The organism is Pseudomonas sp. SK, from assembly GCF_012975065.1.
In the GTDB taxonomy this organism is placed as follows: Bacteria; Pseudomonadota; Gammaproteobacteria; order Pseudomonadales; family Pseudomonadaceae; genus Aquipseudomonas; species Aquipseudomonas anuradhapurensis.
Map to the genome: position 1 here is coordinate 1116136 of NZ_CP051857.1, position 16501 is coordinate 1132636.

The window sequence follows — 16501 nt, forward strand, 5'->3', positions numbered from 1 at the left end:
TCACTGCATAAAAAGCGGTCGGCCACCGACAGGGTGGCCGGGTATGGCCTGTCAAGCCAGCGCGGCATGCGTAGCATAGGCGTGCCTGAGCAGTTCGGTGAAGCGCTCGAAGGCAGCCACTGCGCCGCGTTCGGCAGCAGCCTCGTCGTCGGCCGACAGCGCCAGGCCATCAATGATACGGGTGAACTGTTTCCAGCCTTCGGCGCGGCCCCCGGCCGGCTCGCCGAGGTGGCGGGCACCGAAGCTGTCGGACAGGCCCAGAGCCATGGCGCGCTTGATCAGAAACGCCGCGCCCAGTTTGGAGCCTTCGGAGACGAAGATCCAGCCCATTGCCTCGCCCAGGCCTGGATTGCGCAGGGCACCTGGCACGGCGGGTGGCACTTCGGTGTCGAGGTCGGCGAGGTCCAGGCGGGCCTGTTCGGCGCGGCAGCGCTCGGCCAGGTCGGGAACGATGGCGATCAGTTGCGGGTCGTTGTACAGGGCCTGCAGTTCGGCCTGGAACAGGTACTGGGCGACCACGAAGCGGGCGAAGCTTTCGCGGCTGTCGAAGGGTGCGTGGGCTTTGACCAGGGCATCCAGTTCGGCATGGGGGGCGTGGGTGATCTGGTTGAGGCGCTGGGAGCGCAGGGCTGGGCGGTCGGTCATGGGGCAGTCCTTGGAAAGGGGGGCATCTAGAGACAAGACGAAACAGCGGGGACGGAACAGTAAAAAAATCGGGTTTTCGTGTTGCCTGTACTGGCCTCTTCGCGGGCATGCCCGCTCCCACAGGTCCAGCGCAGGCCCAAGGCTTGCGCAGTACCTGTGGGAGTGGGCGAGCCCGCGAAGAGGCCGTTACAGGTGCAAAGGGTCAGATATCCCAGACCACATTGATGCCGAAGTTGCGTCCCGGCATGCTCAGGCGGTCGATGTTGGCTGGCTGGGTCACTGCCGCTTCACCCTGGCCGTCGTAGCTGCGCACCGAATCCCACTGCCAGTACTTCTTGTCGGTGAGGTTGTACAGGCCAGCATTGATGGTGACGTCGTCGCTGACCCGGTAGTAGCCGGTCAGGTCCAGTACGCCGTAGCCCGGGGTGCGGAACTTGCTGGCGGAGCCGTCGGGCGAATGGAAGCTGCTGTCGTCGACGCGGGTCTTGCGCTTGACCAGTGTCCAGCTCAGCAGGCCACCATATTGCTGTTGCTCGTAACCCAGGCCGAACACACCCTTGAGCGGGTTGACGCTGTTCAGCGGTGCGCCGCTGTCATCGTTGCGGCCGTAGGTATAGGCAAGCGAGCCCTGGCCATACAGGCCCTGCGGCGCGCCGAAGCGGTCGAGGTTCAGGCGGCCCTTGAACTCGGCGCCCTTGATGGTGGCGTGCTCGATGTTGCTGGCGCGGAAAGTCTGCTCCAGGTTGGCGCTCTGCACCGCGTCTTCATCGATGAAGTCGCGGTACTTGTTGTAGAACACCGCCACATCGAAGCTGCCGGCGTCGAAGTTGCCGCGCAGGCCGGTTTCATAGCTTTTGCTCTTCTCCGGTTCCAGGCCTGGGTTGCCTTCCACGCGGTAGCCCTGGTCGAGGTTCTGGAATTTGCCAAACATGGCTTTGGCGGTCGGCGTGCGGAAGCCTTCGGCGTACTGGCCGTACCAGGTGTAGTTATCGTTGAAGGCATAGGTGAGGCCGAACTTGGGTGAGACACGGTGCCACTTCCTGGTGGAATCGTCCTGGGAGGTGGGCGCCGCGCCGGTGGATTCCAGGCCGCGCAGGTATTCCTCGGTGAACCTTGGCTCCATGCGCGTGTAGTCGTAGCGTGCGCCGGGCAGGAAGGTCCAGTCGTTCCAGCGGATTTCATCCTGCACGAACAGGCTGTAGGTGTTCACGGTCGGGTCGGGGAAGTCGCTGACCAGGGCCTGGCCATCGGCCGGGCGGTCAGCGCCGGCGGCAGGGCAGCCTGCGCCAACGGCCAGGCAGGTACCGGTGCCGCTGCGCGAGCCGGTGACCTTCTCATGCCTGAGGGTGGTGCCGTAGGTCAGCAGGTGGTCGCTGGCGCCAATGCTGAAGGCCTTGTCCAGCTGCGCATCGAACACCCACTGGCGATCCTTGTAGAGGGTATCGCGGGTGCGCAACACCTGGCGGGTAAACGGGGCGTAGATTTCCTCGGTATGCTGGTCGGTCTTGGCAACCTGGTAGTTGAGGCTCCACTTCAGGTGGTCGGCCACCGGCGATGCCAGGCCCAACTCATGGCTGATGCCGAAGCGCTCACGGGTGATGACGTCGTTGCCCCTACGCGCCTTGTAGAACCCCATGCCCTTGCCGCCGCCGGTGAACGGCCCGCCCACCGCGCTGAGGATATTCTGCTCGCGGTCATCCTTGTAGTGTTCGTAGGTAAAGCCCAGGCGAGCATCCTCGGCGTAATCCCAGCCCAGCTTGGCCAGCACGTTGGTGGTGCGTGCGTCCATCGGGTTGGCTTCGCTACGCGACAGCCCGGCGCCGCTGTGGCCGCCGTGGGTCTCGGTCTCATGGCCGTTGCGCTGGCTCAGGTGCAGCAGGCCGTCGACGTCACCTTGGCGAGCGGCGACAGTGGCGGAGGTCAGCCAGCTTTCGTCGGCCGAGCTGTAGCCGCTCTTCAGGCGGGCGCCGGCGTCCTTGCCGGGCTTGATGATGTCGTCCGGGTCGAGGGTGAAATAGCTGACCGCGCCGCCGATGGCGTTGCTGCCATACAGCACCGAGGCTGGGCCGCGCAGGATTTCCACGCGTTTGACGATTTCCGGGTCGACGTAGTTGCGCTGGGTCTGGGCGTAGGGGCCATAGAAGAAACTGTCGGGGATCGACACGCCGTCGACCTGGGTGAGGATTCGCTCGCCGTCGATGCCACGGATGTTGTAGCCGTTCAGGCCGCTGCGCTGGCCGGTGCCGGCCACTGACACCCCTGGCTCATAGCGCACCAGGTCGTGGATAGTGTTGACGTTCTGCCGGTCCAGTTGTTCGCGGGTCTGCACGCTGACGGTGCTCGGCACCTGGCTGACGTCCTGGGCGCTGCGGGTGGCGCTGACGGTGACCTGCTGCAGGGCGACCACGTTATTGCCGGCCTGGCGTTCGAGCACCACATTGCCGTTGCCGATCTTGCGCACGCCCAGGCCGGTGCCGTGCAGCAGGCGCTTGAGTGCGGCTTCCGGCAGTAGCGCGCCGTGCACGCCTGGCGAAACTACGCCGTCGGCCAGCTCGGCACTGAAGCCGACCTGCCAGCCGGTGACCTGGCTGAAGGCATTGATGGCCGTCACCAGTGGTTGCTGGCCGATGTTGAAGCGGTATTCACCCATGCGCGGGCTGCTGGCCTGGGCCGGCTCGGCGGCCAGCGTCGGCAGGCTGCAGGTGCCGCTGGCGAGCAGGGCCAGGGTCAGCAGGGACAGTGGCACTGTACGGCGGGGAAGGGTGGAGGGGCGGGTAGGACCTGTGGACATCGAAAGCGCTCCCTGACGCGCGGACTGTTATAGGTGTTGGCTGTTCCTGTTTTGAAACAAGAATCAGTCGCATTGGCTATAACGAGACGGGCGAGGTGACGCGACCGCGTAAAAATAAATACAAGACCGTGCGCCCTAGCGCCGGCAAGCCAGCGCGTTACCTGTAGGAGCGGATTTATCCGCGATGCAGGCGGCGCGGTGTGTGCGGGGTCGCCAGCGATCAAGCCGGCCTAGGCAAAAGATCAGTTCAGGATGACCAGCGCCGGGTACTCATGCAGCCGGGCCGAGGTGATGTGGGCCAGCGCGCGCAGGGTCTGCAGGGGCTGGTCGAGGCGGTAGTTGCCAGTCACCGTCACGTTTTCCAGCTGCGTATTGCGGTTGATGATCCAGCCTGGGTAGTAGCGCCGCAGCTCTGCCAGCACCTGGCTCAGCGGGCAGTCTTCAAACACCAGGCGGCCATCCACCCAGGCCAGGTCCTTGCGCATGTCGGGGCGCTGGCGCTGGCCAAAACCATGGGGGCCGACGCTGATGCTTTCGCCGGCACTCAGGCGGATACGCTGGTCGCGGGCGCCCTGCAAGTCGACATCGCCGCGCTGCACCCGCACTTGTGCCTCGCCGCCAAGGTAGCGCACGGCAAAGTCGGTATCGCCCACCTGGGCGCGCAGCGGCCCGGCCTGTACTTCCAGTGGCAACCGTGCTCCTCCGGCAACCTGGAAATAGGCCTCGCCTTGCAGCAGGCGGGCGACCTGGCGGCCGTCACGGTACTCGCTGGCGAATGCCGAATCGGTGTTGAGCAACACTTTCGCCCCGTTATCCAGTTGCAGGCGCTGGCGTTCGCCGACCAGCGTCAGGTGATCGGCCTGCAGGCGCAGGGGCAGGTTGCCAAAGGTGCACAGCCCGACCAGCAGCAGCGCGGCGGTAGCCAGCGGTTTCCAGTGGCTGCGCAGGCGCCCACGCCACGACCGGCGCTGTTGCAGATGCATCTGCACGGCCACCTGGCGCAGCGGTGCGCCGTGCCACAGGGCTTCGGCCTCGACATAGGCTTCGGCGTTTTCCGCTGCTGCGCTCAGCCAGGCTTCGAAGGCCAGGGTCTCCTCGGCGTCGGCGCATTGCAGGCGTACCAGCCAGTCCAGCGCCTCGTCCATGGCACGGGCACGGGCGTCTGGGCCGGCGGGTGACGGGCGGGGGGCGGGGCTGTCGGTCACGGTGAATCCCTGAATGGTCTTTTCTGCGAATGATCAAGGCTGGGGCGGGTGGTAGCAAGGGCTTTGCGTTGCCTCACTTGAGGCGGTCGGCAACACCCATGCAGATCGCCATGATCAGTTTCAGTTCCTTCTGGACCGTGCTGGGCGAAACTTTCAGTTGTTCGGCAATTTCCAGGTAGGTGGCGCCATGCAGGCGGCTGAGGATGAAAATGCGTTGCTGGCGTTCGCTCAGCTGGCCAAGGCTGACGCTCAACTGCTTGAGCAACTGTTCGGCATGCGCGGCATCCTCGCTGCTGGAGGCCGGCGCGGCCACGCTATGCAGCACCTCGTCGGGCACATCGTCGACCAGCATGCGCGATTGCACCCGGCGTGCGCGCAGGTGGTCGAGGGCCAGGTTGCGCGCGGTCTGGAACACGAACGGTTCGATGTGTTCGACGCGCCGCTCAGCGAGGGCGCGGGATACCCGCAGGTAGGTCTCCTGCAACAGGTCCTCGGCCGTGTTCGGGTTGCCAACCATGCGCTGCAGGGTACGCAGCAGGCTCAGGCGCTGGACGAGGAAGACGGAATTGAACCGGGACTGACTCACGAGGGGACCTGGGCGACAAGGGGTTAATGATAATGCTTATCATCCTTGTCGAAGGTCAAGCTTGGAGATGTTAGGAAAAGGTAAAGATTGTGAGTGCCGCGCCTTGCGCGATCCCTGTGTAGGAGCGGCCTTGCGTCGCGATGGGGCGCGGAGCGGCCCCGGGATCGCGACCCCAGCACATTTGGCCGGGGCCGCTTTGCGGCCCCTCGCGACGCAAGGCCGCTCCTACCCGGCACTCAGCCGGCCCGGCACAGCGCCAGGCAGTTATCCAGCATGCGGTTGGAGAAGCCCCACTCGTTGTCATACCAGGCCAGCACCTTGAGCATGCGCCCGTTGGCCCGGGTATGGTTGGCATCGAAGATCGACGACAGCGGGTTGTGGTTGAAATCGCAGGAAACCAGCGGCAAGGCGTTGTAACCCAGCACCCGCGAATGCTTGCTGGCTTCGAGGAACAGCTGGTTGACCTGCTCGGCCGTGGCCTCGCGCCGGAGGTTGACCGTGAGATCCACCAGCGACACGTTGATCACCGGCACGCGCACCGCCATGCCGGTCAGCTTGCCGGCCAGTTCCGGCAGCACCAGGCCTACCGCCTCGGCGGCCCCGGTCTTGCTGGGGATCATCGACTGGGTCGCCGAGCGTGCGCGGTACGGGTCGCCGTGATACACGTCGGTCAGCACCTGGTCGTTGGTATAGGCATGGATGGTGGTCATCAGGCCCTGCTCGATACCGAACTCGCGGTGCAGCACCTGGGCAATCGGCGCCAGGCAGTTGGTGGTGCAGGAGGCGTTGGAGATGACCTGGTGCGAGGCCCGCAGGACATCATGGTTGACGCCGTATACCACGGTAGCATCGGCGCCTTTGGCGGGTGCCGAGACGATCACCTTGCCTGCCCCCGCAGCCAGGTGCGCGGCGGCCTTGGCGCGCTCGGTGAACAGCCCGGTGCATTCGAACACCACGTCGATCGCCTCGGCCTTCCACGGTAGTTCGGCCGGGTTGCGGATGGCGCTGACGGCGATACGGTCACCATTGACCGTCAGGCTTTCGTGGTCGGCCTCGACGCTGGCGTCAAAGGTGCCATGCACGCTGTCGTATTTGAGCAGATGGGCGTTCATGGCGCTGTCGCCCAGATCGTTGATGGCGACGACCTGCAGGTCCTGGCGGTAGCCTTGGGTATACAGTGCGCGCAGGACGTTGCGCCCGATGCGGCCGAATCCATTGATGGCGATGCGTAAAGTCATGGCAGTACCTCTGGCAGTCCGAGTGAAACCTGTGGCACAAAGGAGCTTCACTGAAACGGTTTTGTTGTTGGAATTACAAGATTATTCACTGACCGATAGAAAACAAGCCTTTTTAGTGGCAATATTTTGTTTAAACATACAACGAGTGGTCGGGCGACGTGCCTCCACCGATGCAGCGGGCTCCTCTACCTTGAGCCTAGGCCGCAATCGTTTGGAGGGGAAATGCCTGGTAAACCGCCCTTACAATTAGCCTGGAGTCCAGTACATGCATCCGCGCATCCTTGAGGTCACCCAGCGGCTGGTCGAGCGCAGCCGTGCCACCCGCGAACGCTACCTGCAGCTGATTCGCGGCGCGGCCAGTGAAGGCCCCATGCGTGCCAGCCTGCAATGCGCCAACTTCGCCCACGGCGTGGCCGGTTGCGGCAGCGAGGACAAGCAGACCCTGCGCCTGATGAACGCGGCCAACGTGGCCATCGTCTCGGCCTACAACGACATGCTCTCGGCGCACCAGCCGTACCTGCACTTCCCCGAGCAGATCAAGCAGGCCTTGCGCGAAGTCGGTTCGGTCGGCCAGTTCGCCGGTGGCGTGCCGGCCATGTGCGACGGCGTGACCCAGGGCGAGCCGGGCATGGAGCTGGCGATTGCCAGCCGTGAAGTGATCGCCATGTCCACCGCCGTGGCGCTGTCGCACAACATGTTCGACGCTGCGCTGATGCTGGGCATCTGCGACAAGATCGTCCCCGGGCTGATGATGGGCGCATTGCGCTTCGGCCACCTGCCGACCATTTTCGTCCCGGGCGGGCCGATGGTGTCCGGCATCTCCAACAAGCAGAAGGCCGACGTGCGCCAGCGCTACGCCGAAGGCAAGGCCAGCCGCGAGGAGCTGCTGGAGTCGGAGATGAAGTCCTACCACAGCCCGGGTACCTGTACCTTCTACGGCACGGCCAACACCAACCAGCTGGTGATGGAAGTGATGGGCCTGCACCTGCCCGGCGCCTCCTTCGTCAACCCGTACACGCCGCTGCGTGACGCGCTCACTGCCGAGGCCGCGCAGCAGGTCACGCGCATGACCAAGGCCAGCGGCAACTTCATGCCGCTGGGCGAAATTGTGGATGAGAAGGCGCTGGTCAACTCCATCGTCGCCCTGCATGCCACTGGCGGTTCCACCAACCACACCTTGCATATCCCGGCAATTGCCCAGGCGGCGGGGATCCAGCTGACCTGGCAGGACATGGCCGACCTGTCCGAAGTGGTGCCGACCCTGTCCCACGTCTACCCCAACGGCAAGGCCGACATCAATCACTTCCAGGCCGCTGGCGGCATGGCCTTCCTGATCCGCGAGCTGCTCGATGCCGGGTTGCTGCACGAGGACGTCAACACCGTGGCCGGCCATGGCCTGCGTCGCTACACCCAGGAACCGTTCCTCGACGACGGCAAGCTGGTGTGGCGCGAAGGGCCGCAGCACAGCCTGGACGAAAGCATCCTGCGCCCGGTGGCTCGACCATTCTCGGCCGAAGGCGGCCTGCGGGTAATGGAAGGCAACCTTGGCCGCGGCGTGATGAAGGTGTCGGCGGTCGCCCCGGAGCACCAGGTGGTCGAAGCCCCGGCACGGGTGTTCCACGACCAGCAGTCGCTGGCCGATGCCTTCAAGGCCGGCGAGCTGGAGCGTGATTTCGTTGCCGTGGTGCGCTTCCAGGGCCCGCGCTGCAACGGTATGCCGGAGCTGCACAAGCTCACGCCGTTCCTCGGTGTGCTGCAGGATCGTGGCTACAAGGTGGCGCTGGTCACCGATGGGCGCATGTCCGGTGCCTCCGGCAAGATCCCGGCAGCTATCCACGTCTGCCCTGAGGCCTATGACGGTGGCCCGCTGGCGCGGGTGCGCGACGGTGATATCGTGCGCGTCGATGGTGTCGAAGGCACGCTGCGGGTAATGGTGTCGGCCGAAGAACTGGCCAGCCGCGACCTGCCACCCGCACCCCAGGGCAACGATCTGGGCTGCGGGCGCGAGCTGTTCGGCTTCATGCGCATGGCGTTCAGCCCGGCAGAGCAGGGCGCCAGCGCCTTCACCGCGGCCCTGGAGAACCTCAAATGAAAGACCTGCTGGTTGGCGACATCGGCGGCACCAATGCCCGTTTCGCGTTGTGGCGTGACAACCAGCTACATGCGGTGAAGGTCTTCGCCACCGAGGACTACACCAGCCCGGAACAGGCCATCGAGGCTTACCTGGAAGGCCTTGGCATCGCTTGCGGCGGCGTGACTGCTGCCTGCCTGGCGGTGGCCGGGCCGGTCAATGGCGACGAGTTCCGCTTCACCAACAACCATTGGCGCCTGAGCCGTCAGGCGTTCTGCCAGCGGCTGCAGATCGAGCAGTTGCTGCTGATCAATGACTTCACCGCCATGGCGCTGGGCATGACCCGCCTGCGCGATGGCGAGTTTCGCGAGGTGTGCCCGGGCCAGGCCGACCTTTCGCGCCCGGCGTTGGTCATCGGCCCGGGTACCGGTTTGGGTGTCGGCTCGCTGTTGCGAGTGGGTGAGCGTTGGTGCGCCTTGCCGGGTGAGGGCGGGCACGTCGACCTGCCGGTGGGCAATGCCCGCGAAGCGGCAATACACCAACAGATTCACGCCCAGATCGGCCATGTCAGCGCCGAAACCGTGCTCAGTGGCGGTGGCCTGCTGCGCCTGTACCAGGCAATCTGTGCACTGGACGGCGACACACCCCGACACAACACCCCGGCGCAGATCACCGATGCTGCGCTGGGCGGCGAACCACGGGCGCTGGCGGTGATCGAGCAGTTCTGCCGGTTCCTCGGCCGAGTGGCGGGTAACAATGTGCTGACGCTGGGCGCGCGCGGTGGGGTCTATATTGTCGGCGGTGTGATCCCACGGTTTGCCGAGCTGTTCCTGCGCAGCGGGTTCGCTGCCAGCTTTGCCGACAAGGGCTGCATGAGCGGTTATTTCGCCGGGGTGCCGGTATGGCTGGTGACGGCGGAGTTTTCCGGGTTGCTGGGGGCTGGAGTGGCCTTGCAACAGGCGCTGGATCACGGCTAGGTGATTGAGGGTCGCTGCGCGGCCATCGCGACCCAACGCCGCTGCTGCACCGGGACCTGGGATTTCCGGCCCGGCGCGGTCGCTGTAGGAGCGGCCTTGGGTCGCGATGGGCTGCGCAGCGGCCCCGATAGCAGGCAACGAAGACCTGTAACCAGACAAAAGGAAAGACCACCTTGAGCACTGCCGGTAAATCGATCCTGATGGTCGACGACGACCAGGAAATCCGCGAACTGCTGCAAACCTACCTGAGCCGTTCCGGCTTCCAGGTGCATGCCGAAGCCGACGGCAAGGGCTTTCGCCGCGCCCTGGAAACCACCCCTTGCGATCTGGTCATCCTCGACGTCATGTTGCCCGACGAAGACGGCTTCAGCCTGTGCCGTTGGGTACGCCAGCACCCGCGCCAGGCACGGGTACCGATCATCATGCTCACCGCCAGTTCGGACGAAGCCGACCGGGTCATCGGGCTGGAACTGGGCGCCGACGACTATCTGGGCAAACCGTTCAGCCCGCGCGAATTGCAAGCACGGATCAAGGCCCTGCTGCGCCGTGCCGAGTTCGGCCAGGCGGCGCCGGGCAGTGCCGTGCTGGCTTTCGACGACTGGCGCCTGGACACGGTCAGCCATCGCCTGTTTCATCGCGACGGCGAGGAGGTGATGCTCTCCGGCGCCGACTTTGCCCTGCTCAAGCTGTTTCTCGACCACCCCCAGCAGATCCTCGACCGCGACACCATCGGCAACGCCACCCGCGGTCGCGAGCCAATGCCGCTGGACCGCATCGTCGACATGGCGGTGAGTCGCCTGCGCCAACGCCTGCGCGATACCGACAAACCGCCCCGGCTGATCCGCACCGTGCGCGGCAGTGGCTACCTGCTGGCTGCCCATGTCTGCAGTGGCTCCTGAGCGGCGCTGGCGGCTGCTGCCGCGCTCGTTGCTGGGGCGCATGCTGCTGCTGACCTTGCTGGTGGTGCTGCTGGCCCAGGGCTTGTCCAGCATCATCTGGGTCGCCCAGTTGCGCGCCAGCCAACTGCAGGGCCTGCGTGCCAGCGCCGGCAGCCTGGCCCACTCGATGAGCGCCAGCGTCAGCTACTTTCGTTCGTTGCCGGTGGGCTACCGGCCCATGGTGCTCGATCAGCTGCGCAGCATGGGCGGCACGCGCTTCTTCGTGTCGCTCAACGCCAAGCCACTGGACATGCCGGTACTGCCGGTCACCCCGCGCAAGCAGGTGGTGATTGACGTGTTCCAGCAAGTGCTGCATGAGCGCCTGGGTTCGCAGATGGAAATTTCCGTGGCGTTCGTCAGCCCCGACGACCTGCGCATCTTCAACAGCGGCCTCAAGCTCGACGAGCTGCCGCGCTCATGGGCGCACTACTCGTTGACCCTGGAACCGCTCAACCCGCCGGTGCTGGTGACACAGATCCGCCTGGGTGAGGGCGAGTGGCTGTACATCGCCTCGCTGCTGCCCGAGCCCTATACCAGCCTGGAGGCCGAACGCCTGCCGCGCCAGCAGATCGGCTTCATCGTGCTGACCACCGTGTTGCTGCTGCTGTTCATCGGCCTGCTGGTGCACTGGCAGAGCTGGCCGCTCAAGCGCCTGGCACGGGCGGCGCGCGAAATGTCGCTGGGTGCCGATGTGGCGCCGGTGGCCGAAGGCGGTGGCAGTGAGGTGGTGGAAGTGGGGCGGGCGTTCAACAGCATGCGCGAGCGTATCAGCCGCTACCTGACCGAACGTAGCCAGCTGTTCAGCGCTATCTCGCACGACCTGCGCACGCCGATCACTCGCCTGCGGCTGCGGGTCGAGCTGCTGGAGGACGAACGCCTGCAGGCCAAGTTCAGCCAGGACCTGGATGAGCTGGAGTTGCTGGTCAAAGGGGCCTTGCAGTGCGTGAAGGACACCGACATTCATGAAAACATCGAGCCGGTCGACCTCAACCAGGTGCTGGAAATCCTCGCCGAGCCCTACCTGGGCGATGGCCGCATCACCCTCGAAGGCCGGGCACTGGCACCGTATCCGGGCAAGCCGCTGGCGTTGCGACGGTGCATCGGCAACCTGATCGACAATGCCATCAAGTATGGCGAGCGGGCACGGTTACGCATCATCGACAGTGCCGAGGGCTTCGTGCTGCAGGTCGATGACCAGGGGCCGGGGGTGCCCGAGCAGCAGCTGGAACAGGTGTTCGAGCCGCACTTCCGCCTGGCGGGGCAGCAGCAGGGCTATGGGCTGGGGTTGGGCATCGCGCGCAACATCGCCCATAGCCATGGCGGCGAGGTGAGTCTGCTCAACCTGCGCGAGGGCGGGTTGCGGGTGACCTTGTACCTGCCGCGGGGCATGGACTGAGAGCCGGTGCCGGCAAGCGAAATGTCACTGCGCGGTGACAATCCACCGGCCCTTCGTGACATCCCGCCCGACCGCGCTGACTAGAATTCGCCCACGACTGGCAAGGATCAAGCTGGCCCATGAATACGCATAACCTGCCTGCCACCCGTTGGCTCGATGCCCCGGCCCACACCGCCTGGCGCCTGGCCGAAGCACAGCGCCTGCTGGCGTTCGCCAAGGCTGCGAAACTGCCCGATGGCTTCGGCAGCCTGGATGCCAAGGGGCAGCTTGCCCCCGGTGCCCGTGCCGACACCCTGAACACCGCCCGCATGACCCACTGCTTCGCCCTGGCCCAACTGCAGGGCTTGCCCAGTTGCCTGGCCTATGTCGAACACGGTGTGGCTGCCCTGCGTGGCGCCATGCAGGACGCCACCCATGGCGGCTGGTTCGCCCACCCCGATGGCGCTACCGACAGCGGCAAGGCCGCCTACCTGCATGCCTTCGTCGCCCTGGCCGCCAGCTCGGCGGTGCTGGCCGGCGCTGCCGACGCGCCCGCCCTGCTGGAAGACGCGGTGCAGATGCTTGTCGCGCATTTCTGGAGCGAAGCGGAGGGCGCCCTCTGCGAATCCTTCTCCCGTACCTGGCAGTCGCCCGAGCCGTACCGTGGCGCCAACAGCAACATGCACGCGGTCGAAGCCTTCCTCGCCCTGGCCGATGTCACTGGCCAGCGCCTGTGGCTGCAACGCGCCCTGCGCATCGCCGAACGCGTCATTCATGGCCATGCCGCCGCCAATGGCCATCGCGTCATCGAGCACTTCGATGCCTTCTGGCAGCCACTGCCGCATTACAACCTGGAGCGTCCGGCTGATCCTTTCCGGCCGTATGGCACCACCCCCGGGCATGCGCTGGAGTGGGCGCGGTTGCTGCTGCACCTGGAGGCCAGCCTCGAACGGGCCGGCCTGCCTGCGCCGGGCTGGCTGGTGGACGACGCGCGCGCGTTGTTCGACGCGGCCTGCCAGCACGCGTGGCACGTCGATGGCGCGCCGGGCTTTGTCTATACCCTGGACTGGGCCGATCGGCCGGTGGTGCACGCGCGCCTGCATTGGGTGCACGCCGAGGCCTGCGCCGCCGCAGCGGCGCTGTTGCAGCGTACTGGCGAGGCACGCTACGAGCAGTGGTACCAGCGCTGCTGGGACTTCATTGCCAAGCATTTCATCGACCTGGTTGCGGGCAGCTGGCACCACGAGCTCGATGCACATAACCAGCCAGCCGGGACGCTGTGGCCGGGCAAGCCCGACCTCTACCACGCCTACCAGGCATTGCTGCTGCCGGGCTTGCCGCTGGCGCCGAGCCTGGCCAGCAGCCTGGCCGCCAATGTAACCAGATGATGACATTCACGCGTCGCTTCGTTACCTGACGAGGTGCGCACGCTGTTTAGACTCAATGCAACGCAAGCGACCGACTTGCACGGCATAACAACAAGAAAGGTGCTTCGATGAACTCTACGCTTCGTCTCGCTGCCGCAATCTCCATTGCCTCGCTAGGGGCCTCCCTGTTCCCGCTCACTGCCCTGGCTGCCGATTCCAAAGGCAGTATAGAGGTGGTGCACTGGTGGACATCCGGTGGTGAAAAAGCGGCGGTCGATGTGCTCAAGGCCCAGGTCGAGAAAGATGGCTTCATCTGGAAGGACGGCGCTGTCGCTGGCGGCGGTGGGGCCACGGCCATGACCGTGCTCAAGAGCCGCGCCGTGGCGGGCAACCCGCCGGGTGTCGCACAGATCAAGGGCCCGGACATCCAGGACTGGGCAGCTACCGGCCTGCTTGACGCCGATGTGCTCAAGGATGTGGCCAAGGAAGAGAAGTGGGACACGCTGCTCGACAAGAAGGTCGCCGACACCGTGAAGTATGACGGTGACTACGTCGCCGTACCGGTGAACATCCATCGCATCAACTGGCTGTGGATCAACCCCGAAGTGTTCAAGAAGGCCGGCATCGACAAGGCGCCGACCACCCTCGACGAATTCTACGCCGCCGCCGACAAGCTCAAGGCCGCCGGCTTCATCCCGCTCGCCCATGGCGGCCAGCCGTGGCAGGACAGCACCGTATTCGAAAGCGTGGTGCTGGCCGTGATGGGGGTCGATGGCTACAAGAAGGCCCTGGTCGACCTCGACAGCCAGGCGCTGACCGGCCCGCAGATGATCAAGGCGCTGACCGAGCTGAAGAAGGTCGCCACCTACATGGACCCGGATGGCAAGGGCCAGGACTGGAACCTCGAAGCGGCCAAGGTCATCAACGGCAAGGCCGGTATGCAGATCATGGGCGACTGGGCCAAGAGCGAATGGACCCTGGCGAAGAAAACTGCCGGCAAGGACTACCAGTGCGTGCCATTCCCTGGCACGGACAAGGCTTTCCTCTACAACATCGACTCGCTGGTAGTGTTCAAGCAGAACGACGAAGGCACCGCCGCCGGCCAGCAGGACATCGCACGCAAGGTGCTGGGCCAGGACTTCCAGAAGGTGTTCAGCATCAACAAGGGCTCCATCCCGGTACGCAACGACATGCTCGCCGACATGGGCAAGTACGGCTTCGATGCCTGCGCGCAAACCTCCGCCAAGGACTTCCTCGCCGATGCCAAGAGCGGCGGGCTGCAGCCGAGCATGGCGCACAACATGGCCACCACGCTGGCCGTGCAGGGCGCGTTCTTCGATGTGGTGACCAACTACATCAACGACCCGAAGGCCGACCCGGCCGATGCGGCGAAGAAGCTGGCGGCGGCGATCAAGGCAGCCCAGTAAAGCCATTCGCGGGCAAGCCCGCTCCCACAGGTTCGGCGTCCTGCCCAGGACCTGTGGTGAGCAGGCCCCCCGTGGGAGCGGGCGTGCCCGCGAAGCGGTGCAAAGCATCGCCTTTACCTCGAGATCCACAACATGACCACAACAACCGCCCAACTGCGGGCCTCACCCCTGGACGCGCTCCAGCGCTGGCTACCCAAGCTGGTACTGGCGCCGAGCATGTTCATCGTCCTGGTGGGCTTCTACGGCTACATCCTCTGGACCTTTGTCCTGTCCTTCACCACGTCGACCTTCCTGCCGACCTACAAGTGGGCCGGCCTGGCCCAGTACGCCCGGCTGTTCGACAACGACCGCTGGTGGGTGGCGAGCAAGAACCTGCTGCTGTTCGGCGGCCTGTTCATCGCCATCAGCCTGGTCATTGGCGTGTTGCTGGCGGTCCTGCTGGACCAGCGGATCCGCCGCGAAGGCTTCATCCGCACCATCTACCTGTACCCCATGGCGCTGTCGATGATCGTCACCGGCACTGCCTGGAAGTGGCTGCTCAACCCGGGCATGGGCCTGGACAAGCTGCTGCGAGACTGGGGCTGGGAAGGTTTCCGCCTGGACTGGCTGATCGACCCGGACCGGGTGGTGTACTGCCTGGTGATTGCCGCGGTATGGCAGGCATCGGGCTTCATCATGGCGATGTTCCTCGCCGGCCTGCGCGGGGTCGACCCGTCGATCATCCGCGCCGCGCAAATCGACGGCGCCAGCCTGCCGCGCATCTACTGGCGCGTGGTGCTGCCCAGCCTGCGCCCGGTGTTCTTCAGCTCGCTGATGATTCTCGCGCACATTGCCATCAAGAGCTTCGACCTGGTGGCGGCAATGACCGCCGGCGGCCCGGGCTATTCGTCCGACCTGCCAGCGATGTTCATGTATTCGTTCACCTTCAGCCGCGGGCAGATGGGCATGGGTTCGGCCAGCGCCATCCTCATGCTCGGGGCGATCCTGGCGATCCTCGTGCCTTACCTGTACTCGGAGCTGCGGAGCAAACGCCATGCATAGCCCTGTCGACAAACCGGTGCTGAGCCTCAGCCGCATCGCCATCCACGCGGTGCTGTTGCTGGCCGTGTTGCTGTACCTGGTGCCGCTGGTGGTGATGCTGCTGACCAGCTTCAAGACCCCGGACGATATCAGCACCGGCAACCTGCTGAGCTGGCCGGCGGTGTTCAGCGGTATTGGTTGGGTCAAGGCCTGGGCCACGGTCAGCGGGTACTTCTGGAACTCGATCATGATCACCGTGCCGGCGGTACTGATCTCCACTGCCATCGGCGCGCTGAACGGCTACGTGCTGTCGATGTGGCGCTTCCGTGGTTCGCAGCTGTTCTTCGGCCTGCTGCTGTTCGGCTGCTTCCTGCCGTTCCAGACCGTGCTGCTGCCGGCCTCGTTCACCCTCGGCAAGCTCGGCCTGGCCAGCACCACCAGCGGCCTGGTGCTGGTGCACGTGGTCTATGGCCTGGCCTTTACCACGCTGTTCTTCCGCAACTTCTACGTGAGCGTCCCCGATGCGCTGGTCAAGGCTGCGCGGCTGGATGGCGCCGGGTTCTTCACCATCTTCCGCCGCATCATCCTGCCGATGTCCACGCCGATCATCATGGTCTGCCTGATCTGGCAGTTCACCCAGATCTGGAACGACTTCCTGTTTGGCGTGGTGTTCTCCAGCGGCGACTCGCAACCGATCACTGTGGCCCTGAACAACCTGGTCAACACCAGTACCGGGGCCAAGGAATACAACGTCGACATGGCGGCGGCGATGATTGCCGGCCTGCCAACCCTGCTGGTCTACGTGGTGGCAGGCAAATATTTCGTCCGCGGCCTGACGGCTGGCGCGGTAAAGGGGTAAGT

General features: G+C 65.1%; 13 protein-coding genes. 8 read left to right on the forward strand and 5 right to left on the reverse strand.

Annotated elements, in window-relative coordinates; genetic code table 11:
• Window positions 1-51: 51 nt before the first annotated feature.
• From HG549_RS05150 to gap, 5 genes are all read right to left on the reverse strand, one after another.
• Entirely contained in the window at window positions 52-645 is a 594-nt protein-coding gene (locus tag HG549_RS05150) for a biliverdin-producing heme oxygenase (protein ID WP_170028446.1), read from the reverse strand.
• A gap of 202 nt (window positions 646-847) precedes the next feature.
• Window positions 848-3436 (reverse strand): TonB-dependent receptor, encoded by a 2589-nt coding sequence (locus tag HG549_RS05155; protein WP_170028447.1) that lies wholly within the window; start codon window positions 3434-3436, stop codon window positions 848-850.
• Between the two features lie 242 nt (window positions 3437-3678).
• Window positions 3679-4641 carry a FecR domain-containing protein gene (locus HG549_RS05160; RefSeq protein WP_170028448.1) on the reverse strand — a complete coding sequence of 321 codons (963 nt, stop codon included), beginning with the start codon at window positions 4639-4641 and terminating at the stop codon, window positions 3679-3681.
• 73 nt (window positions 4642-4714) lie between these two features.
• Complete coding sequence (locus tag HG549_RS05165; protein WP_170028449.1) at window positions 4715-5227, reverse strand: RNA polymerase sigma factor; 513 nt, start codon at window positions 5225-5227, stop codon at window positions 4715-4717.
• 236 nt (window positions 5228-5463) lie between these two features.
• A complete protein-coding gene (gene gap / locus HG549_RS05170) occupies window positions 5464-6465 on the reverse strand; it encodes a type I glyceraldehyde-3-phosphate dehydrogenase (protein WP_170028450.1) in 1002 nt (333 codons plus the stop codon).
• A 265-nt stretch (window positions 6466-6730) separates the two neighbouring features.
• Here gap and edd point away from each other — a divergent pair, with 265 nt between their 5' ends.
• The 8 genes from edd (at window position 6731) to HG549_RS05210 (ending at window position 16499) form a co-directional block, all read left to right on the forward strand.
• A complete protein-coding gene (gene edd / locus HG549_RS05175; protein WP_170028451.1) occupies window positions 6731-8557 on the forward strand; it encodes a phosphogluconate dehydratase in 1827 nt (608 codons plus the stop codon).
• Window positions 8554-9513: a glucokinase gene (locus tag HG549_RS05180; RefSeq protein ID WP_170028452.1), complete on the forward strand. Its 960-nt coding sequence runs from the start codon at window positions 8554-8556 to the stop codon at window positions 9511-9513. The genes edd and HG549_RS05180 overlap by 4 nt, the downstream gene beginning before the upstream one ends.
• 173 nt (window positions 9514-9686) lie before the next feature.
• Window positions 9687-10412: a two-component system response regulator GltR gene (gene gltR, locus HG549_RS05185; RefSeq protein ID WP_170028453.1), complete on the forward strand. Its 726-nt coding sequence runs from the start codon at window positions 9687-9689 to the stop codon at window positions 10410-10412.
• On the forward strand, window positions 10393-11847 hold the full coding sequence (locus HG549_RS05190) for an ATP-binding protein (RefSeq protein ID WP_170028454.1): 1455 nt from the start codon (window positions 10393-10395) through the stop codon (window positions 11845-11847). The genes gltR and HG549_RS05190 overlap by 20 nt, the downstream gene beginning before the upstream one ends.
• Window positions 11848-11966: 119 nt before the next feature.
• Entirely contained in the window at window positions 11967-13214 is a 1248-nt protein-coding gene (locus HG549_RS05195) for an AGE family epimerase/isomerase (protein ID WP_170028455.1), read from the forward strand.
• A 107-nt stretch (window positions 13215-13321) separates the two neighbouring features.
• Window positions 13322-14620, forward strand: coding sequence for an ABC transporter substrate-binding protein (locus tag HG549_RS05200; protein WP_170028456.1), 1299 nt, complete (start codon window positions 13322-13324; stop codon window positions 14618-14620).
• 132 nt (window positions 14621-14752) lie between these two features.
• Window positions 14753-15661 (forward strand): carbohydrate ABC transporter permease, encoded by a 909-nt coding sequence (locus HG549_RS05205; protein ID WP_170028457.1) that lies wholly within the window; start codon window positions 14753-14755, stop codon window positions 15659-15661.
• Window positions 15654-16499 carry a carbohydrate ABC transporter permease gene (locus tag HG549_RS05210; protein WP_170028458.1) on the forward strand — a complete coding sequence of 282 codons (846 nt, stop codon included), beginning with the start codon at window positions 15654-15656 and terminating at the stop codon, window positions 16497-16499. The genes HG549_RS05205 and HG549_RS05210 overlap by 8 nt, the downstream gene beginning before the upstream one ends.
• Window positions 16500-16501 lie beyond the last annotated feature (2 nt).

Excerpts from the sequence above, each read along its gene's own strand:
- HG549_RS05150 (WP_170028446.1), bottom strand. The coding sequence starts at position 645 with ATGACCGACCGCCCAGCCCTGCGCTCCCAGCGCCTCAACCAGATCACC.
- HG549_RS05190 (WP_170028454.1), top strand. The coding sequence starts at position 10,393 with ATGTCTGCAGTGGCTCCTGAGCGGCGCTGGCGGCTGCTGCCGCGCTCG.
- HG549_RS05205 (WP_170028457.1), top strand. The coding sequence starts at position 14,753 with ATGACCACAACAACCGCCCAACTGCGGGCCTCACCCCTGGACGCGCTC.
- edd (WP_170028451.1), top strand. The coding sequence starts at position 6,731 with ATGCATCCGCGCATCCTTGAGGTCACCCAGCGGCTGGTCGAGCGCAGC.
- HG549_RS05195 (WP_170028455.1), top strand. The coding sequence starts at position 11,967 with ATGAATACGCATAACCTGCCTGCCACCCGTTGGCTCGATGCCCCGGCC.
- HG549_RS05200 (WP_170028456.1), top strand. The coding sequence starts at position 13,322 with ATGAACTCTACGCTTCGTCTCGCTGCCGCAATCTCCATTGCCTCGCTA.
- HG549_RS05155 (WP_170028447.1), bottom strand. The coding sequence starts at position 3,436 with ATGTCCACAGGTCCTACCCGCCCCTCCACCCTTCCCCGCCGTACAGTG.
- HG549_RS05210 (WP_170028458.1), top strand. The coding sequence starts at position 15,654 with ATGCATAGCCCTGTCGACAAACCGGTGCTGAGCCTCAGCCGCATCGCC.
- HG549_RS05180 (WP_170028452.1), top strand. The coding sequence starts at position 8,554 with ATGAAAGACCTGCTGGTTGGCGACATCGGCGGCACCAATGCCCGTTTC.
- gap (WP_170028450.1), bottom strand. The coding sequence starts at position 6,465 with ATGACTTTACGCATCGCCATCAATGGATTCGGCCGCATCGGGCGCAAC.